The following is a 20355-nucleotide window of genomic DNA, read 5'->3' as shown; positions in this document are numbered from 1 at the left end:
ATTCCTTAAATTATTTGTCTCAAATTTGGCGTTATTGTTGCAGCGAGTTTGGGGGCGGCCAGCGCGCAGCCACCGGAGCGTACTGAAGTACGTGAGGATGGCGAGCACTGCCCAATCCCAAAATCGCAAATAAAATAGCCAAATTATTTATTCGTCGTCGTATTGTGGCCCGGCATAATTATCAAAGCGCGACCATTGCCCGTTGAATGTCAGACGCACCGTGCCGATGGGGCCGTTACGCTGCTTACCAATAATGATTTCCGCGATGCCTTTCAGGTCACTGTTCTCGTGATAAACCTCATCACGGTAGATAAACATAATCAGGTCGGCGTCCTGCTCGATAGAGCCGGACTCACGCAGGTCGGAGTTGACCGGACGCTTGTCGGCACGTTGTTCCAGGGAGCGGTTAAGCTGCGACAGCGCCACTACCGGCACATGCAGTTCTTTCGCCAGCGCTTTCAGCGAGCGGGAGATTTCGGCGATCTCCAGGGTACGGTTGTCGGAAAGCGACGGTACGCGCATCAGCTGAAGATAGTCGATCATAATAAGCCCGATGCCGCCATGTTCGCGGGCAATACGGCGCGCGCGGGAGCGCACTTCCGTCGGCGTCAGGCCGGATGAATCATCAATATAGATATTGCGTTTTTCCAGCAGAATGCCCATCGTACCGGAAATACGCGCCCAATCCTCGTCGTCGAGCTGACCGGTACGGATGCGGGTTTGATCGACGCGGGACAGCGACGCCAGAGAACGCATCATGATCTGTTCCGAGGGCATTTCCAGACTGAAGATAAGCACCGGCTTGTCCTGCAACATCGCCGCGTTTTCAACGAGGTTCATCGCAAAGGTCGTTTTCCCCATCGACGGACGCGCGGCGACGATAATCAGATCTGAGGGCTGTAAACCGGCGGTCTTTTTATTGAGGTCGTCATAGCCAGTGTTCACGCCGGTCACACCATCGTGCGGCTGCTGGAATAGCTGTTCGATACGCGCGACGGTAGCGTCGAGCACATCGGCAATATTTTTCGGACCTTCGTCTTTATTGGCGCGGCTTTCGGCGATTTTGAACACGCGGGATTCGGCAAGATCGAGCAGGTCTTCGCTGGTGCGCCCCTGCGGATCAAACCCGGCTTCGGCGATTTCATTTGCCACCGAAATCATTTCACGGACAACGGCCCGTTCGCGGACAATGTCGGCATAAGCGCTGATATTCGCCGCGCTTGGCGTATTTTTTGACAGTTCCGCCAGATAGGCGAATCCGCCAACGCTGTCCAGCTGTCCCTGGCGCTCCAGCGATTCCGCGAGCGTAATCAGGTCGATAGGGCTGCCGCCTTCCTGCAGGCGACCCATTTCAGTAAAGATGTGACGGTGCGGACGGGTGTAGAAATCATCCGCTACCACACGTTCGGCAACGTCGTCCCAGCGCTCGTTATCCAGCATTAAACCGCCCAACACCGACTGTTCCGCTTCAATCGAGTGCGGCGGCACTTTCAGCCCGGCAACCTGCGGGTCGCGCTCCCGGACATCAGTCTGTTGTTTGTTGAAGGGTTTATTTCCTGCCATAGTGAATGGAGTTACCGAAATAATGATTGGGTCGAAAGATTACCACATTTCTTTTGGAGGAAGCATGGCAACACGTATTGAATTTCACAAGCATGGTGGCCCTGAAGTGCTTCAGGCCGTGGCGTTCACCCCGGCAGATCCGGCGGAGAACGAAATCCAGGTCGAAAACAAAGCGATTGGCATTAACTACATCGATACCTACATCCGCAGCGGGCTTTATCCGCCGCCAGCGCTGCCCAGCGGGCTGGGTACCGAAGCAGCGGGCGTAGTGAGCAAAGTGGGCAGCGGCGTAACGCACATCAAAGCGGGCGATCGCGTCGTGTATGCGCAATCTGCGCTCGGCGCCTACAGTTCAGTGCATAACGTCGTGGCCGATAAGGCGGCGATTTTACCCGACGCGATCTCTTTCGAGCAGGCCGCTGCCTCGTTTTTGAAAGGGCTGACTGTCTTTTACCTGTTGCGTAAAACCTATGAAATCAAACCCGATGAACCGTTCCTGTTCCATGCGGCGGCAGGCGGCGTGGGTTTGATTGCCTGCCAGTGGGCGAAAGCGCTGGGCGCAAAACTTATCGGTACCGTGAGCAGCGCGCAAAAAGCGCAGCGGGCGCGGGATGCAGGCGCGTGGCAGGTGATTAACTATCGCGAAGAAAATCTCGTAGAGCGGGTCAAAGAGATCACCGGCGGGAAAAAGGTCTGCGTAGTGTACGACTCGGTGGGCAAAGACACCTGGGAGTCCTCGCTGGACTGTCTGCAGCGTCGCGGCCTGATGGTCAGCTTCGGTAACGCGTCCGGCCCGGTGACCGGCGTGAACCTGGGGATCCTGAATCAGAAGGGTTCCCTGTACGTCACGCGCCCTTCTCTGCAGGGCTACGTCACCAATCGCGATGAGCTGACTGAAGCCAGCAACGAACTGTTCTCGCTAATCGCCAGCGGCGTGATCAAAGTCGATGTGGCGGATAGCCAGAAGTTTGCCCTTCAGGATGCGCAACGCGCGCATGAAATGCTGGAAAGCAGGGCCACGCAAGGGTCCAGCTTGCTGATTCCGTAAGCCGGGATCCGCTGAAAGAATTAGGGCTTCCACCTGGGAAGCCCTTTCTTTTTTTAGTTCGGCTGTATGTAGGGTACAGCACGATGAATCCGTTAGACGCGCAATAGTGACAGATTTGATTATCAATTCCTATTTGGTTCTAAAGGCAAAATTGCAGGTTGTGACGAACCCCACAATACCCTAGTAACGCCAGCGGTTATTGCGACGATATTGCGGCACTTTCGGCGATTTGATTGCCTTGATAACCCATACCACAGCAACCGCCAACAGCAGCCATGGCAACAGTTTGATCATCAAAGCAAACATTCCGCCCAGGAACATCACCGCGGTTGCCACCACCAGCGCAGCCAGGATGCCCAACAGCGAAACGCCAGTGACCATCAGCATGATAAAAAAGCCAAGCACAAAAAGTAGTTCCAGCATGACGCTCTCCCATAATGAAATTCTGCTCAATGCTTTACAAAATGCGTGCCAACATTAATCCGTTGATATATAAACAAAACGCCCCGCGGCAGTGCGCAGGGCGTGGTGAAATTGACTAACTAATGGTGAAATTTTAACGCTTATCAGCGACCAGTTTTAACGCATGCTCAAGCACGTTGATATCCGCACCGGCTTTATGGGCATTTTCGCTCAGGTAACGACGCCATTGACGCGCGCCCGGAATGCCCTGGAACAGGCCAAGCATATGGCGGGTGATATGGCCTAAATAGGTCCCCTGGCGCAGTTCCCGCTCAATATACGGATACATCGCCCGTACCACGGCCACCGGATCGGCATCCGCGGTGTCAACGCCGAAAATCTCCCGGTCAACCGAGGCCAGAATTCCCGGATTCTGGTACGCTTCGCGCCCGACCATAACGCCATCCATATGGGCAAGGTGCGCTTTCGCCTGTTCCAGTGACGTAATACCGCCGTTAATCGACAGGGTGAGATGCGGAAAATCCCGTTTGAGCTGATAAACCCGTGGGTAATCCAGCGGCGGAATTTCGCGATTCTCTTTCGGGCTTAATCCGGAAAGCCAGGCTTTTCGGGCATGAATGATGAACATGTCGCATTCACCGTTGCCTGAGACGGTATTCATGAAGTCACAGAGAAATTCATAGCTGTCCTGGTCGTCAATACCGATGCGCGTTTTAACGGTCACCGGAATCGACACCACGTCACGCATCGCCTTCACGCAATCGGCTACCAGCTGCGCGTTCCCCATCAGGCATGCGCCAAACATACCGTTCTGCACGCGATCCGATGGACAGCCGACGTTAAGGTTGATCTCGTCATAGCCGCGAGCCTCCGCAAGTTTTGCACACTGCGCAAGCTGAGCCGGATCGCTTCCCCCCAGTTGCAGTGCCACCGGATGCTCCTCATCGCTGTACGCCAGGTAATCGCCTTTGCCATGAATAATGGCGCCTGTTGTGACCATCTCGGTATAGAGCAACGTCTGGCGAGACAGCAGGCGCAAGAAATAGCGGCAATGTCTGTCCGTCCAGTCGAGCATCGGTGCGATGGAGAAACGGTGAGCGGGAAAGGCAGCGTGTAATTCTGATGACATGGCGATTTTTTGAGCGTCTGGTGAACAAGGGGCGCTACTATAGCACAAAGGTAAACCGGAGACGTAACGTCTCCGGTGCTGCCTCAGAACGTCATGCTGAGCTGCGCGCCTGCCCCCCAGGTTTCGTCTTCACCATACAGACCCATCAGATCCACATGAACGCGGTTGAACGGAGAAAACCCAACGCCGCCGGTAAAGACATTGCTGTCGTTCGCCTTCACATCAGCACGGTAGCCTGCCCGAACGGCCAGCCAGTTCAGCGGACGAACCTCTGCGCCGACGCCTACATACTGGGAATCATCTTCGCTCTTAAAACCTTTCGTTTCGGTTAGATCGCCATCCGCTGTCAGCGTCACTACGTCGTTATGCCAGGCGACACCCGCGGTGACCAGCGGGCGAATCTGATAGGTATCCTGATAATTACGCGTTTCGCCGGTCAGGCCGTTGGTAATGTAAATTGATTTGGTGTCGATATCGCGCGAGATAAGGTTTTGCCCGCTGACGCCCAGCGTCCAGTTTTCGCCAAAGTCCGCCGCAATCCCGGCATCGACGTTAAAGCCGGTGTCATCGTTGCGGTATCGGCTGCTGTTCCAGTCGCTGCTGTCGTAGTTATAGATCGAGGTCGTGTAATTATAGAGCCAGGTTTTTTGCAGTTTCGGCGTGACGCCAATAGAAAGCGGCACGTCGCCTAAGGCAAACTGACGCGCCACCGCGATACCGTAATCGGAGACGATTGCCGCCCGGCCGGATGCCGTGGAGTTAAGGTGTTTGGTGATTTCATCAGAGCCCTGCAGCGCCGCCCTGCCCGCTTCAACTAACGCATAGGCATCGCTACCCTCGATTCTGCGCAGATAATCAATATCGCCTTGATCGATTGACGCGCTTACACGGCCATGCGCATAGCCTTTCGCCACAAACGCAACGGATAACACCTCGTTGGGAATACTGACCGCCAGTCCGGCCCCGGCGTTAGCATGCGCCGTCTTCCCTTTCAGGTACTCCAGCTCATCGGCAAGATCGCGCGCCGCCCCCTGAAACTGGTTTAACACGCCGCGAGGGTTCAGCAGAACCTCGGCTGGCGTCAGGTTATCGACGACGTCATCGTAGTAGTCGATTTTGTCGCTGATTTCATCAATCTCATCCTGCAAGTTATCCTCGTCGGTAATTTGCGCCCCAACCGCAGGAAGGATGACGGTAATGCTGTCCTCAGGTTTAGCCTTCGCCAGCAAAGCCGGGTTGATGAGAACCCCACTGCCATAATGTGCCGAAGCCACGCCCGTCCCGCCCATTGCATCGTTACGCGCTTCCGCCCAGGTATTTGCCGCGTTCGCCTGGTGTGATACCCAAAACGAAACCGCGATCGCCACCACCGAAAAGTTAAAATTTTTATTCACAGTAAACCCATTTTTATTAGCAGGTGAAATAACGCCTCTGCCAGTATCAACGCAGCAGAGGAGAACTATTGCTGTGAGAAAATGAATAAAAATGGTGCTATTCGCTTCATGCAGAATGGGGCTGAAGCGTTCTCTTTTTGTGATACGCCTCAATATGTATAGAAGACTTTATTAAGCGCGGAAAGATTCGCAGACGATATATCGTCACTGGCAGGATCTCGGCGTTTCCTGCAGAACATGATAAAGTGAGGGTTTATCACCCCACGCTAACCGAGGTGCCCAATGGAAAAGACCACAACGCAAGAGCTGCTGGCGCAAGCTGAAAAATTGTGCGCGCAACGCAATGTGCGACTGACCCCGCAGCGCCTCGAAGTGTTACGCCTGATGAGCCTGCAGGACGGGGCGATTAGCGCTTACGATCTGCTCGATCTGCTGCGGGAGTCAGAGCCACAGGCCAAACCGCCGACGGTTTACCGGGCGCTGGATTTTCTGCTAGAGCAAGGGTTCGTGCATAAGGTGGAATCCACAAACAGCTACGTACTTTGTTATCTTTTCGATCAGCCGACGCATACCTCAGCCATGTTTATCTGCGATCGCTGCGGCGCGGTGAAGGAAGAATGCGCGGAAGGGGTGGAAGATATTATGCATACGCTGGCGGCAAAAATGGGTTTTGCCCTGCGTCATAACGTGATTGAAGCGCATGGGTTATGTTCAGCGTGCGTGGAGGTTGAAGCCTGTCGTCATCCTGGCGATTGCCAACATGACCATTCTATTCAGGTCAAGAAAAAACCCCGTTAATGGCGCGAGCGGCAAGGCGCGCCGCTCACTGTAAGCAAATAAAGGGCAGTACGTCCTTGTACTTTTGGGCAGGAGGGTTTACCAGCGGTAGTCGTTGCGGGTTTCCCAGTCACCCACCTCTTTTTCCGCCTGATCTTTCTGGTAGCCATAACGTTCCTGGATTTTACCTACCAGCTGATCGCGCTTACCTTCGATAACCGTCATGTCATCGTCGGTTAATTTGCCCCATTGCTCTTTCACCTTACCTTTGAATTGTTTCCAGTTACCACCGGCTTCGTCTTTATTCATCATAAAGTCCTCTTCGTTAGGCTGTGAATAGCGAGTCTACGTCATCCAACGTTGCTACGTTTCTTGCTGGACGTGATATTAAGTGTAGTCAGGGATTCTGGGTTCGGTTGAGTATTCAGAATATTTAACCGTCACGTTACCGAAAACCAGGTACCGTTACGCCAGTGCCGCCGCCAAATCCATGCTAACGAAAGTCCGCGCAGCGCCAGGAAAACCGCCAGCGCCAACCACAAACCGTGATTCCCCAATGCCGGTAGCGCCAGCAGCGTTAACGCAAAACCCGACGCCGCCACCGCCATACTGTTACGCATTTCCGCAGCGCGGGTCGCGCCAATAAACATGCCATCCAGCAAGTAGCACCAGACGCCGACCAACGGCAGGATCACCTGCCAGAACAGATAACGATCGGCTAACTGCTGCAACTGCGGCAGTGAGGTCAGCAGCGCGATTATCTGCTCCCCCACCAACAGGTAGGTCAAAGAAAACAGCAGTGCTACGATGCCTGACTGACGACACGCCGCCCGCCAGACCTCCAGCAATTGACTACCGTCCCGCGCGCCATAGGCCTGGCCGGAATGTGCCTCAACAGCGTAGGCAAAGCCGTCCAACGCATAGGCGGTAAAGGTAAGCAGCGTCATGAGCACTGCGTTCACGGCAATGATGTCGCCGCCGAGCCTTGCGCCAAGAACGGTAATGGCGCCAAAGCAGAGCTGGAGCAGCAGCGAACGCAGCATAATGTCGCGATTAAGCGCCAGCAGGCGACGAATATTCCCGCGCCAGGCCTGCTTTAACATCGCCATCGAGACGCCGCGCAGATGCAGCACCTTGCGCACCATCAGCATTCCCAGCAATAGCGTGGCGTATTCAGCTATCACCGTAGCCAGCGCAGCGCCCTGCACGTTCATATGCAGGCCCATCACCAGCCACAGGTCGAGGATAATGTTGAGGATGTTACCGACAATCAGCAGAATCACCGGCGCCCGCGCATACTGCACACCGAGCAGCCAGCCCAGCAGGACCAGATTGGCCAGCGAGGCGGGCGCGCTAAGCCAGCGGATTTCCAGGAAGCGTCTTGCCTGCGCCAGCACCGCTTCGCTACCGCCGACGATATGCAGCGCCAGATCGATCAGCGGCGTTCGGCAGAGCGCAATGAGCAGGCCAGCGCCCAGCGCCAGCAGCAATGGCTGTACTAACGCGCGCGCCAGCGCCTGTGGGTTCTTCGCTCCAAACGCCTGCGCCGTAAGCCCGGTAGTGCTCATTCGTAAAAAGAGCAGCAGCATGAACAGAAAACTGGTAGCCGTCGCCCCAACCGCCACCCCGCCGAGGTAAACAGGACTGTCAAGGTGGCCTATCACCGCGGTATCCACCAGCCCAAGCAGCGGCACAGTGATGTTGGAGAAAATCATGGGTAAGGCAAGACGCCAGAGCGCTTTATCAGCAGATGCAAAGAACGGCATGAGAAGAAGCCTGAGGAGCAGTTATCGTAGATTTAAAATTATACAGGCCTGATAAGCACAGCGCTGCCAGGCCTGGCGCCGGATAACGGCGCGTACGCTCTTATATCCGGCTAAATGAAATTACAGCCATTCACCGTTGCGGATGACGCCGACGGCCAGCCCTTCAATCGTGAAGCTTTGTTCACGCAGATCCACGACGATCGGTGTAAATTCGCTGTTTTCTGGCAGAAGCTCGACTTTGTTGCCCTGTTTTTTCAGGCGTTTTACCGTTACTTCGTCATCAATGCGCGCCACGACCACCTGACCGTTACGTACATCCTGCGTTTTGTGTACCGCCAGCAGATCGCCGTCCATAATGCCGATGTCTTTCATCGACATACCGCTGACGCGCAGCAGGAAGTCGGCGTTCGGTTTAAACAGTGACGGATCGACCTGGTAATGGCCTTCAATGTGCTGCTGCGCCAGCAGCGGCTCGCCTGCCGCAACGCGACCGACCAGCGGTAAGCCATCTTCTTCTTCCTGCAACAGTCGAATGCCGCGGGACGCGCCGGAAACGATTTCAATCACCCCTTTGCGCGCCAGCGCTTTCAGGTGTTCTTCAGCGGCGTTTGGGGAACGGAACCCCAAACGCTGCGCGATTTCCGCACGCGTCGGCGGCATACCTGTCTGGCTGATGTGATCCCGAATAAGATCAAACACCTCTTGCTGCCTGGCCGTTAACGCTTTCATTCCGCCCCCTGGGTGTATATACAGTTATGCTGTGAGTATATACAGCTAAAGGTGATTTTGGAACCACAAACTGCACAATGATCCGCAGTTTTATGCGGTTATGGAACGGAGCGCGTATGTTGTTAGCGAAAATGGGCCCACAGCAGAATGCCCCAGGTGATCAGCGCGACAATAATGGAAAGCAGCACTGCCGCCGATCCCATGTCCTTCGCCCGTCCTGACAGCTCGTGATATTCGGATCCAATACGGTCGACAACGGCTTCAATTGCACTGTTTAAAATTTCAACAATCATGACCAGCAGCACCGAGCCAATCAGCAGAACGCGGGTAATAGCATCGACATCCAGCCAACAGGCGATGGCCACGCCTGCCAGCACCGCAATGCTTTCCTGACGGAACGCCGCCTCGTTGACCCATGCTGCGCGAAACCCCTTCCAGGAGTAACCGGCTGCTTTAATAATTCGGGTGAATCCAGTGGTATTGTTAGCCATTAAAAGAACCTTTTTGCATTATTGGCGTCAATGACAATGCTTTGTTAGCGCGTATAATCTGAGTGCGGGCAACGCGGCGCGAAGTATGACCGTATACAACAGAAATTCACATGACTTTCTGATATCCTTGCAGCGCATTTGCATTATTAACCAGAGGCTTTACATCGTTTATGTCCGGCTGGCCACGAATTTACTATAAATTACTGAATTTACCATTAAGCGTACTGGTAAAAAGCAAGTCTATTCCGGCGGATCCTGCCCCGGAACTGGGACTCGATACCTCTCGCCCAATTATGTACGTTTTGCCGTATAACTCCAAAGCGGACTTACTCACACTGCGCGCGCAGTGTCTGGCGCACGATCTTCCCGACCCGTTAGAGCCGCTGGAGATCGACGGCACGCTGCTGCCGCGCTATGTCTTTATTCATGGCGGACCGCGTGTCTTTACGTATTACACGCCGAAAGAAGAATCTATTAAGCTGTTCCATAACTATCTCGACCTGCATCGCAGTAATCCAGACCTGGATGTGCAAATGGTGCCGGTCTCGGTGATGTTTGGCCGCTCGCCTGGACGTGAAAAAGGCGAAGTGAATCCGCCGCTACGTATGCTTAACGGCATTCAGAAATTCTTTGCCGTCTCCTGGCTGGGGCGCGACAGCTTTGTGCGTTTCTCGCCGTCCGTGTCGCTGCGCCGCATGGCCGACGAACACGGCACCGACAAAACCATCGCGCAGAAACTGGCGCGCGTGGCGCGTATGCACTTCGCCCGTCAGCGTCTGGCGGCGGTCGGTCCGCGTCTGCCGGCGCGACAGGATCTGTTTAACAAACTGTTGGCCTCGAAAGCCATTGCCCGCGCGGTAGAAGACGAGGCGCGGAGCAAGAAGATCTCCCACGAAAAAGCGCAGCAAAACGCCATTGCGCTGATGGAAGAGATCGCTGCGAACTTTTCTTACGAGATGATTCGCCTGACCGACCGCATTCTGGGCTTTACCTGGAACCGGCTGTATCAGGGGATCAACGTCCATAACGCCGAGCGCGTGCGCCAGTTGGCCCACGACGGGCACGAAATCGTCTATGTGCCGTGCCACCGCAGCCATATGGACTATCTGCTGCTCTCGTATGTTCTTTACCATCAGGGGTTGGTGCCGCCGCATATCGCTGCCGGTATCAACCTGAACTTCTGGCCTGCGGGACCGATTTTCCGTCGCCTGGGCGCGTTCTTTATCCGCCGCACTTTTAAAGGCAATAAGCTCTATTCGACGGTGTTCCGCGAGTATCTCGGCGAACTGTTCAGCCGCGGCTATTCCGTTGAATACTTTGTCGAAGGCGGGCGTTCCCGTACTGGCCGTTTACTGGATCCGAAAACCGGCACCCTGTCGATGACCATCCAGGCGATGCTGCGCGGCGGTACCCGTCCGATTACGTTAGTCCCGATTTACATCGGCTACGAGCACGTCATGGAAGTGGGCACTTACGCCAAAGAGCTGCGCGGGGCGACGAAAGAGAAAGAGAGCCTGCCGCAGATGCTGCGTGGCCTGAGCAAACTGCGTAATCTCGGTCAGGGCTACGTTAACTTCGGCGAACCGATGCCGCTGATGACGTACCTCAACCACCACGTTCCCGACTGGCGCGAGTCTATCGACCCTATTGAAGCGGTGCGTCCGGCCTGGCTGACGCCGACGGTTAACGGTATTGCTTCTGAACTGATGGTGCGCATTAACAACGCAGGGGCGGCGAACGCCATGAACCTCTGCTGCACCGCGCTGTTGGCGTCACGTCAGCGTTCGCTCACCCGCGAGCAGTTAACCGAGCAGCTCAACTGTTATCTGGATCTGATGCGCAATGTGCCGTACTCCTCTGACTCAACGGTCCCGTCGGCCAGCGCCAGTGAACTGATCGATCACGCGTTGCAGATGAATAAGTTTGAAGTCGAAAAGGATACCATTGGCGATATCATCATTCTGCCGCGCGAGCAGGCGGTACTGATGACCTATTATCGCAACAACATTGCCCATATGCTGGTTCTGCCGTCGCTGATGGCGGCGATCATTACCCAGCACCGCCGTATCTCCCGCGACGCGTTGCTGCAGCACGTGGATGTCCTTTACCCAATGCTGAAAGCCGAGCTGTTCCTGCGCTGGGAGCGCGATGAACTGGCTGGAGTCATTGATGCGCTGGCGACAGAAATGCAGCGTCAGGGGCTGATTACCGTACAAAACGACGAGCTGCATATTCATCCTGCGCGTTCCCGCACGCTGCAACTGCTGGCGGCAGGCGCACGCGAAACGTTGCAACGTTACGCCATTACCTTCTGGCTTCTGAGCGCGAACCCGTCAATCAACCGCGGTACGCTGGAAAAAGAGAGCCGGACCGTGGCGCAGCGTTTGTCGGTTCTGCACGGCATCAACGCGCCGGAGTTTTTCGACAAGGCAGTGTTCAGTTCGTTAGTGCTTACTTTACGTGACGAAGGCTATATCAGCGATACTGGCGATGCAGAACCTGGCGAAACCATGAAGGTGTACCAGATGCTGGCGGAGTTGATTACCTCGGATGTGCGCCTCACTATCGAGAGCGCGACGCAAAGCGAGTAACGTATAAAAAAACCGGTCGAATGACCGGTTTATTGTTTATAAATGCCAGTAGCTCATCGCCAGCCCGATAAACAGCGCCAGCCCGACATAGTTATTGTTCATAAACGCTTTGAAGCAGGCTTCACGTTCGCGGTTAGCAATCAGCTTCTGCTGATACGCGAACAGCGCGCCAGCGACCACAATCGCCCCGTAAAATCCTATCCCCAGTCCGTTCAGCCAGCCAATCAGCGCCATCAATACCAGCACCGCGACCTGCAAAATACCGATGATCAGCTTGTCGTTTTTACCAAACAGAATAGCGGTCGACTTAATACCGATTTTCAGGTCATCGTCACGGTCAACCATCGCATACTGTGTGTCGTAGGCCACCGCCCAAAGTATGTTAGCCAGGAACATTAACCAGCAACTCAGCGGCACCGATTCGCTCACTGCGGCAAAGGCCATCGGAATCGACCAGCCAAACGCCGCGCCCAACACCACCTGCGGCAAATGGGTGTAGCGCTTCATAAACGGGTACACCCAGGCCAGCGCCAGCGCGGCAACGGAAAGTAAAATAGTCATGGTGTTGAGCGTCAACACCAGCAGGAAGGCGAGCATCACCAGCACGACAAACAGCGTCCGGGCCTCTTTTTCAGTCACTGCGCCGCTGGGTAACGGACGGTTCGCCGTGCGCTTCACGTGGCCGTCAAATTTGCGATCGGCATAGTCGTTTACCACGCACCCGGCGGCGCGCATCAGCCAGACGCCCGCAACGAAGACCGCCAGAATCCACAATGGAGGCACGCCAGGGGTCGCGACCCATAACGCCCATAGCGTCGGCCAGAGCAGCAGTAAGGCGCCAATGGGCTTATCCGTCCGCATTAAGCGATGAAACGCCAGAAGCTTGTTCTGCGTCAGACTCCACTCCATTTTATTTTCCTCTTAGTACAACGGTGATGCCGGTAAAAACAGCTCGGTCAGCAACAGCGGCTTACCGCTCAGCCGCAGGCGCGAACGCCGCCCCCAAAGCCCGGCATCACAACCAATCTCAATAAAATCTCGGGTTAATGTCGATGATGTAAAAAGATAGCGCCCTAACGGGATTTTGCCCAATTTTTGTAGGGCTATTTCCGGGCCGCTGAGGGTGGATTCAGGCACCACTGTGCGTCCGGCAAGCCAGGGTTCGTCATCGGCGCATAACAGGATTTCACGCAGCCAGTAGCGGGACTCTTGCGGCAGCAACGCCAGTTCGTCCGCTACCTCTTGTTGCCCGACAAAGCCTTCTCTTATCAGCGTCACCGTGACCCGTTTTCCCTGCTGCTCAAAACGTTTTGTCATGGAATCTTCCAGTAACAGCCAGTCGAGCTGTTCTGCATCCAGCGCAGGGATCGCTTCAAAATAGCGCAGCGCACGCAGTTGCGTTAACGCGGGGTGTGACATGCTGACTCTCCGTTTCATAACTGAAAGTCATTGTATCGCAGAAAAGCGATTACAGAAGGAAGAAACACAGTTAAGTGATCTGTTACGCAACAGAAACGTAACAATTCGCATCGAATGCTAAAACGAGGGCGAAAAAAAGGTGCGCCACAAGACGCACCAGTTGTTGCAAATCAGCAATGTGGGGAGAACCTTACCCCTTGCCTTTTACACTGCTGATAAAGGTGGAACGAGCAGATGTCGACCCCAGGCGTTCAGCTTCATCAAGCAGTTTCAGCGCTTTATCCACGTCACCTTTGGCGACGGCGTCTTTAATCGCCTTGTTAAAGTAGCTTTCAGTGTCGTTCAGCATCGGCTCGCTTTTCTTAACCGGCGCAGGTGTCGGCGCGGCAGCGGGTGCGGCATAGGCAGGCGCAGGCGCGGCGGTATTACCGACCGTCACCGGACCCGGGCCGGACGATCCAAACAGCGGCCCTACCAGCACGCTGGAGCTGCTGCTGGTTTTCACTTTCAGTGTCAGCAGGCCGTCGGTGGTGTGACGGGCCACGGGGTCCGGAATATCCGGTACGGCGTTACCGACACCTTTGGCATAGGCTTTGGCCGGATCAAGCAGCGTAGTGGTCTGCTGGAGATCTTTCTCGGTGGTAAAGACCAGCACGTAGAGCTTCTGCTGGCCCAGCGCTGGCGTCAGACGCATCACCCCTTCCAGACGATCCGCGCTCATTACGCCCGGCGCCTGGTAAGTGAAATAACTGCTGGGGAAAAACGCGGATGGCGTCATGTTCTGATCAAGAATCAGCACGTTCGGCGCAAAGACGCTGGTTTGTTTATTCACTTCGCTGGAAAGCGTAATGTTCAGTTCGCCGATATTCGCCGGGACGCTCCAGGCCGCGACGGGGCCGGTAATGCCCGCCACGTCGAGGCGCTGGCCGCCGGTTAAAAGCTGGACAGATTGCGTTTTAGATTGATCGGCCGGCGTCCAGGTTAATTGCTGGAGCGCAGCGGTCGGAATAGTCGGCGCGGCGCTGGTGTTTTGCGGCACATAGTTGACCTCAGCCAGGCTGATGCCCGGCGCGCTGGCGAGTAACCCTGCGGATAAACAAAGGGCGACGAGACTTTTCTTCATTTTCATTGTTATCACCTCAGAAAGCATGGGTTCAGCGGTGGCCAGGCAATAGCGCGCTAAACCGCGAGAAAACAGAGGGGCTTACGCCCCTCGTTACGTCAGGTTAATGCCGGATTACCACCAGATTTCCATCTGGGCGCCAAAGGACCACTCATCGTTGTCGCCACGGCTGAAGGTACGGGCGCTGGTATCGCTATAGGCGATGCCGTTGTCATAACCCCATTTTTCATCCCACTTCGCGTAAGTTGCGAAGACACGGATAGCCGGACGAGACCAGATGCTGTCGCCCGCCTGCCATTGTTGCGCCAGGGTGATTTTGTACTGGTTGTTGGTGTCGTCGGTACGCTGAGATTTCACGTTGTCGTAACCCACTTCCATCAGGGTGCTCATGATCGGCGTCCATTTGAACATTGGGCGCACACCCACGGTCCACCAGCGCGTACCGTTTTTGTCGTCACGGTCGATATCCTGATACATACCGACGTACATCAGATCCCAGCGATCCCCCAGCGAGATGGCGCCGTGGTCAAGGATACGTACCAGCGAACCGTTGTTATTGATTTGGTTGTTAATGTAACCAATCTCATTATCGCCGTCGTAGTTATTGCCGGTGTAGGAGCCTTGCGGAACCCCTTTACCCTGCGTCGTCATTGCGTCGGTAGCGTACTGAACTACAAACTTGTTGTAGCCCTTCAGCATGCTCTGGGTGTGTTCAGCGGTGAACATCCAGCCGTCTTTGGTTGCGCCGTCGGCGTAACTGTAGCCGTCGGTTTTGTTAGCGCGACCATAGTCAACGCCCAGCTCCAGTACGCCGTCCGGGTTGGTTTCCAGTCCTGCTAAACGCACGTCGAACACGTCGTTCGCTGTGTCTTTATAGTCACGATAGATATCGTTGCTGGAGAAAATATAAGAACCGCCCGCTTCCTGAGAACGGGTCGCGGCCAGAGACAGTTTACCGAAGCCCAGATCGATGTTTTCAATACCGGCGCCAGGACCGGAAATATCCCAGTAGTAGAAGTCGATCATGTGGACGTCATGACGCTGATAGAAGCGCTTACCGGCCCAGATAGTGGAGCCCGGCAGCCAGTCGATCAGGTTTTTACCCTGTACGTTGGCTTCACGGAACGCCGGATCGGTGGCTTCCCAGTCGTTCTGCTGCGCGACGGAGTAAGCGACGTTGGTATCGAAGTAAAAACTCTTATCGCCCTCTTTCCACACTTCCTGACCCAGTTTCAGTTCCGCGTAGGTTTCACATTCGTTACCAAGACGGTACTTACTTTGAGCGCCGGTTGCCTGGAAGCACTGTTGTTCGCCGCCACTGCCCGTCCAGCCAATACCGGAACGAGCATAACCATGGAAATCCACGGCCATTGCCTGAACAGACATCATGCCTGCTGCTACGGCAACCGCCAGGGGGAGTTTGCGCAGAGTAATCATCATTCTATCTCCTGAGATCATTGCTTTTCTTTAAACGCGTCACCGGTCGGGCTGCCGCTTTGTTGGCTTGATGCCGCCACGTCGGGTTTTACGTTTTGTTTTTTTAATGGGGAGCCTTAAACGCCCGGTTCCTTGTGCAACCGACGACATGCGGTGCCATCCTCACGGAACAGATGGCAACGCTCTGGCGGCAGGCCGATAGCGAATGTGGCGCCCTCTTCTACCAACACCACGTCGTTCTGGCGGTAAACCAGGTTCTGACGGATGGCGGGGATCTGGATATGAATTTGCGTTTCGTGACCGAGTTGTTCGACAACCTGCACTTCACCTTCCAGGGTGACGTCGGCGATGTCGCTCGGCAACAGGTGTTCAGGACGAATCCCTAAGGACATGTTTGCCCCCACCTGGACATTCGCGCTGTCGACAGGCAGCCAGACGTGCTGGCGGTTAGGCAGCTCAACCTGAACCTGGTCGATGGCGGTGGCGGTGACTTTCACCGGCAGGAAGTTCATCTTCGGCGAGCCGATAAAGCCCGCGACAAAGCGGTCAGCCGGATAGTGGTACAGCTCCAGCGGCTTGCCGACCTGCGCCACGCGTCCGGCGTCGAGCACCACAATTTTGTCCGCCAGCGTCATCGCTTCGACCTGATCGTGGGTGACGTAAATCATCGTGCGGCCCAGGCGTTTATGCAGGCGGGAGATTTCAATACGCATCTGGACACGCAGCGCGGCGTCAAGGTTGGACAACGGTTCATCGAGCAGGAACACGCGCGGTTCCGCCACCAGCGTACGGCCAATCGCCACGCGCTGGCGCTGACCGCCGGAAAGCGCCTTCGGCTTACGCTCCAGCAGGTGCGCCAGTTGGAGTACTTCCGCCACCTGATTGACGCGCTGGTTCATCACCTCTTTTTTGGCGCCCGCCAGCTTGAGGCCAAACGACATATTTTCCGCAACGGTTAAATGGGGATAGAGCGCATAAGACTGAAAGACCATGCCTACGCCGCGTTCTGCGGGCGGGATATCGTTCATTCGGGTGTCACCGATGAAAAGATCCCCGCTGGTGATGGTTTCCAACCCGGCAATCATACGCAGCAGTGTGGATTTTCCGCAGCCTGACGGTCCGACAAACACCACGAATTCCCCTTCGTGAATGTCGAGGTTGATATCTTTCGATACCACCACGTCACCCCAGGCTTTCGTTACATTTCGCAGCTGTACGCTCGCCATGCCCTTCTCCCTTCGTTACAACCTGTCATCGACAGCAACATTCATGATGGCCTGACTATGCGTGATTCATTGATTGCGTAAATCCTCCACCCCCCGGCTTTTTTATGGGGGAGGAGTCGGGAGGATGAGAGAAGGAGCACTGAGACCGACACCAGGCAGCAGCAGGGAATTTCGTGATGTCGCTTGCAAAAATGGGACTGTTTTTATGTGCGCCAGTACACATTACACACATTTATGTAACACAGATCACATAAAGCGGGGGTGGGGCGTAGGGGGAAGGATGATGGAAAGAGGATGTCAATTAAGGAGACTGGGGCACGTTGAACCACTGAAGTCGTACCACGAGCACATCACCAAAAGGATGGCAGATATGAAGATTAAGACTGGCGCACGCGTTTTCGCATTGTCCGCCCTCGCAGCAATGATGATTTCCGCACCTGCGCTCGCCAAAATTGAAGAAGGCAAGCTGGTTATCTGGATTAACGGCGACAAGGGCTATAACGGCCTGGCCGAAGTGGGCAAAAAATTCGAGAAAGACACCGGCATTAAAGTGACCGTTGAGCATCCGGACAAGCTGGAAGAAAAATTCCCGCAGGTCGCGGCCACCGGTGACGGCCCGGACATTATCTTCTGGGCGCATGACCGCTTTGGCGGCTACGCGCAGTCTGGCCTGCTGGCTGAGATCACCCCGGACAAAGCGTTCCAGGACAAACTGTATCCGTTTACCTGGGATGCGGTGCGTTATAACGGCAAGCTGATCGCCTACCCTATCGCGGTCGAAGCGCTGTCGCTGATTTATAACAAAGACCTGGTACCAAACCCACCGAAGACCTGGGAAGAAATTCCGGCGCTGGATAAAGAACTGAAAGCGAAAGGTAAGAGCGCGCTGATGTTCAACCTGCAGGAGCCGTACTTCACCTGGCCGCTGATCGCCGCTGATGGCGGTTACGCGTTCAAGTTTGAAAACGGCAAGTACGACGTGAAAGATGTCGGCGTGGACAGCGCGGGCGCGAAAGCCGGTCTGACCTTCCTGGTTGACCTCATCAAGAACAAACACATGAACGCGGATACCGATTACTCCATCGCCGAAGCGGCCTTTAACAAAGGCGAAACGGCAATGACCATTAACGGTCCGTGGGCATGGTCAAACATCGACAAGAGCAAAGTGAACTACGGCGTTACCCTGCTGCCGACCTTTAAAGGCAAGCCGTCAAAACCGTTCGTGGGCGTGCTGAGCGCCGGTATTAACGCCGCCAGCCCGAACAAAGAGCTGGCGAAAGAGTTCCTTGAAAACTACCTGCTGACCGACGAAGGCCTGGCGGATGTGAACAAGGACAAACCGTTGGGCGCCGTGGCGCTGAAATCCTATCAGGATCAGTTAGCCAAAGACCCACGTATTGCCGCCACCATGGATAACGCCCAGAAAGGCGAAATCATGCCGAACATTCCGCAAATGTCCGCCTTCTGGTATGCGGTACGCACAGCGGTAATCAACGCCGCCAGCGGTCGCCAGACTGTTGACGCCGCGCTGAAGGACGCGCAGGGCCGTATCACCAAGTAATGTACAGGTAAGGTGTCGGATGGCGGCATCCGCGCTTTATCCGGTCTGCATAACGCTGCAGGCCGGATAAGCGCAGCGCCATCAGACACACTGACCTGCAGGATTTCAATGTTGTTGAGGAAGATCCCCATGGATGTCATTAAAAAGAAACATTGGTGGCAAAGCGACGCGCTGAAGTGGTCGGCGATCGGTCTGCTTGGCCTGCTGGTGGGTTACCTTGTAGTTTTAATGTACGCACAAGGGGAGTATCTGTTCGCCATCATGACGCTGATTTTAAGCTCTGTTGGCCTGTACATTTTCGCTAACCGTAAAGCATACGCCTGGCGCTATGTTTATCCGGGTCTCGCCGGGATGGGGCTGTTCGTCCTGTTTCCGCTGATCTGCACGATCGCCATTGCGTTTACTAACTACAGCAGCACCAACCAACTGGCGCAAGAGCGCGCGCAACAGGTTCTGCTGGACCGCTCTTATCAGGCGGGTAAAGCCTATAACTTTGGATTATACCCGGCGGGCGACGACTGGCAGTTGGCGCTGACCGACGGGGAAACCGGTAAATATTACGTTTCTGACGCCTTCACATTTGGCGGCGAGCAGAAACTCGAGTTAAAAGCAGCGGACGCCCTGCCTTCCGGCGAGCGCGCCAACCTGCGCGTCATTACCCAGAATCGCCAGGCGCTGAACCAGATCACCGCCGTGCTGCCGGATGAAAGCAAAGTCATCATGAGCTCGCTGCGCCAGTTCTCCGGCACCAGACCGCTGTATACGCTGGCCGACGACGGCACGCTCACCAATAACCAGAACGGCGTACAGTACCGTCCGAACAACAACATCGGTTTTTATCAGTCCATCAACGCCGATGGCAACTGGGGCGATGAAAAACTGAGTCCGGGCTACACGGTCACTATCGGCTGGGATAACTTCACCCGCGTCTTCACCGACGAAGGCATTCAGAAGCCGTTCTTCGCCATCTTCGTCTGGACCGTCGTGTTCTCGGTGCTGACCGTCATCCTTACCGTCGCAGTCGGTATGGTGCTGGCCTGCCTCGTGCAGTGGGAGTCGCTGAAAGGCAAAGCGATTTATCGTGTACTGCTGATTCTGCCGTATGCCGTCCCGTCGTTTATCTCGATTCTGATTTTCAAAGGGCTGTTTAACCAGAGTTTTGGTGAAATCAACATGATGCTGAGCGCGCTGTTCGGTATCAAACCGGCCTGGTTCAGCGACCCGCTAACCGCCCGCTCGATGATTATCATCGTGAATACCTGGCTGGGTTATCCGTACATGATGATCCTGTGCATGGGGCTGCTGAAGGCCATCCCGGACGACCTGTACGAAGCGTCGGCGATGGACGGCGCAGGCCCGTTCCAGAACTTCTTCAAAATTACGCTGCCGCTGCTGATTAAACCGTTGACGCCGCTAATGATCGCCAGCTTCGCCTTTAACTTTAACAACTTCGTGCTGATTCAACTGCTGACCAACGGTGGCCCGGATCGTCTCGGCACCACCACGCCAGCCGGGTATACCGACCTGCTCGTCAGCTACACCTACCGCATCGCCTTTGAAGGCGGCGGCGGGCAGGACTTTGGTCTGGCGGCGGCAATCGCCACGCTGATCTTCCTGCTGGTGGGCGCGCTGGCTATCGTTAACCTGAAAGCCACACGAATGAAATTTGACTAAGGAG

Annotated in this window: 18 protein-coding genes; 5 read left to right on the top strand and 13 right to left on the bottom strand. The window is 55.2% G+C overall.

All coding sequences use genetic code 11. The annotated features are described in order from the left end of the window. Positions 1–147 precede the first annotated feature (147 nt). Positions 148–1563, bottom strand: a complete 1416-nt coding sequence (gene dnaB / locus OGY07_RS13680) for a replicative DNA helicase (protein ID WP_042291212.1) — start codon at positions 1561–1563, stop codon at positions 148–150. Between the two features lie 64 nt (positions 1564–1627). Between dnaB and OGY07_RS13675 the strand changes: the two genes are divergently transcribed. Continuing rightward, positions 1628–2611, top strand: coding sequence for a quinone oxidoreductase (locus tag OGY07_RS13675; RefSeq protein WP_060570451.1), 984 nt, complete (start codon positions 1628–1630; stop codon positions 2609–2611). A gap of 180 nt (positions 2612–2791) precedes the next feature. On the opposite strand, the gene pspG is transcribed toward OGY07_RS13675, so the two are convergent. The 3 genes from pspG to OGY07_RS13660 form a co-directional block, all read right to left on the bottom strand. Then, positions 2792–3034: an envelope stress response protein PspG gene (pspG, locus tag OGY07_RS13670; protein ID WP_042291214.1), complete on the bottom strand. Its 243-nt coding sequence runs from the start codon at positions 3032–3034 to the stop codon at positions 2792–2794. A 133-nt stretch (positions 3035–3167) separates the two neighbouring features. Then, entirely contained in the window at positions 3168–4163 is a 996-nt protein-coding gene (gene dusA, locus OGY07_RS13665; RefSeq protein ID WP_286601198.1) for a tRNA dihydrouridine(20/20a) synthase DusA, read from the bottom strand. An 83-nt stretch (positions 4164–4246) separates the two neighbouring features. Further along, positions 4247–5557: a conjugal transfer protein TraF gene (locus OGY07_RS13660; RefSeq protein WP_042291219.1), complete on the bottom strand. Its 1311-nt coding sequence runs from the start codon at positions 5555–5557 to the stop codon at positions 4247–4249. A gap of 282 nt (positions 5558–5839) precedes the next feature. Between OGY07_RS13660 and zur the strand changes: the two genes are divergently transcribed. Beyond that, complete coding sequence (gene zur / locus OGY07_RS13655) at positions 5840–6355, top strand: zinc uptake transcriptional repressor Zur (RefSeq protein ID WP_042291221.1); 516 nt, start codon at positions 5840–5842, stop codon at positions 6353–6355. 78 nt (positions 6356–6433) lie between these two features. Here the strand turns inward: zur and OGY07_RS13650 are convergent, their stop codons facing one another. From OGY07_RS13650 to OGY07_RS13635, 4 genes are all read right to left on the bottom strand, one after another. Beyond that, a complete protein-coding gene (locus tag OGY07_RS13650) occupies positions 6434–6643 on the bottom strand; it encodes a CsbD family protein (protein ID WP_042291340.1) in 210 nt (69 codons plus the stop codon). Between the two features lie 131 nt (positions 6644–6774). Continuing rightward, entirely contained in the window at positions 6775–8100 is a 1326-nt protein-coding gene (dinF, locus tag OGY07_RS13645; RefSeq protein ID WP_286601195.1) for an MATE family efflux transporter DinF, read from the bottom strand. Between the two features lie 120 nt (positions 8101–8220). Continuing rightward, positions 8221–8829, bottom strand: coding sequence for a transcriptional repressor LexA (gene lexA / locus OGY07_RS13640; RefSeq protein WP_042291226.1), 609 nt, complete (start codon positions 8827–8829; stop codon positions 8221–8223). A gap of 122 nt (positions 8830–8951) precedes the next feature. Then, a complete protein-coding gene (locus OGY07_RS13635) occupies positions 8952–9320 on the bottom strand; it encodes a diacylglycerol kinase (RefSeq protein WP_060570414.1) in 369 nt (122 codons plus the stop codon). Between the two features lie 170 nt (positions 9321–9490). Here OGY07_RS13635 and plsB point away from each other — a divergent pair, with 170 nt between their 5' ends. Next, positions 9491–11911, top strand: a complete 2421-nt coding sequence (gene plsB, locus OGY07_RS13630; protein WP_042291230.1) for a glycerol-3-phosphate 1-O-acyltransferase PlsB — start codon at positions 9491–9493, stop codon at positions 11909–11911. Positions 11912–11947: 36 nt separating this feature from the next. On the opposite strand, the gene ubiA is transcribed toward plsB, so the two are convergent. From ubiA to malK, 5 genes are all read right to left on the bottom strand, one after another. Beyond that, positions 11948–12820, bottom strand: coding sequence for a 4-hydroxybenzoate octaprenyltransferase (gene ubiA / locus OGY07_RS13625; RefSeq protein ID WP_060570417.1), 873 nt, complete (start codon positions 12818–12820; stop codon positions 11948–11950). A gap of 12 nt (positions 12821–12832) precedes the next feature. After that, positions 12833–13330, bottom strand: a complete 498-nt coding sequence (gene ubiC / locus OGY07_RS13620; RefSeq protein WP_042291236.1) for a chorismate lyase — start codon at positions 13328–13330, stop codon at positions 12833–12835. Between the two features lie 190 nt (positions 13331–13520). After that, positions 13521–14459, bottom strand: coding sequence for a maltose operon protein MalM (gene malM, locus OGY07_RS13615; protein ID WP_286601185.1), 939 nt, complete (start codon positions 14457–14459; stop codon positions 13521–13523). Positions 14460–14567: 108 nt separating this feature from the next. Next, the gene (locus tag OGY07_RS13610; RefSeq protein WP_042291240.1) at positions 14568–15893 is read right to left on the bottom strand and encodes a maltoporin; all 1326 of its coding nucleotides are present in this window, start codon (positions 15891–15893) and stop codon (positions 14568–14570) included. A 113-nt stretch (positions 15894–16006) separates the two neighbouring features. Further along, entirely contained in the window at positions 16007–17116 is a 1110-nt protein-coding gene (gene malK, locus OGY07_RS13605) for a maltose/maltodextrin ABC transporter ATP-binding protein MalK (RefSeq protein ID WP_042291242.1), read from the bottom strand. Between the two features lie 370 nt (positions 17117–17486). Between malK and malE the strand changes: the two genes are divergently transcribed. After that, positions 17487–18677: a maltose/maltodextrin ABC transporter substrate-binding protein MalE gene (malE, locus tag OGY07_RS13600; RefSeq protein ID WP_042291245.1), complete on the top strand. Its 1191-nt coding sequence runs from the start codon at positions 17487–17489 to the stop codon at positions 18675–18677. A 129-nt stretch (positions 18678–18806) separates the two neighbouring features. Then, the gene (malF, locus tag OGY07_RS13595; protein WP_042291248.1) at positions 18807–20351 is read left to right on the top strand and encodes a maltose ABC transporter permease MalF; all 1545 of its coding nucleotides are present in this window, start codon (positions 18807–18809) and stop codon (positions 20349–20351) included. The last annotated feature ends 4 nt before the right edge of the window (positions 20352–20355 follow it).

Origin of the sequence: Citrobacter sp. Cs237 (assembly GCF_030332325.1) — a bacterium.
Taxonomy (GTDB): domain Bacteria; phylum Pseudomonadota; class Gammaproteobacteria; order Enterobacterales; family Enterobacteriaceae; genus Citrobacter_A; species Citrobacter_A sedlakii.
The sequence above is the reverse complement of the archived record's forward strand: the minus strand, read 5'-3'. Positions and strand labels throughout refer to the sequence as shown.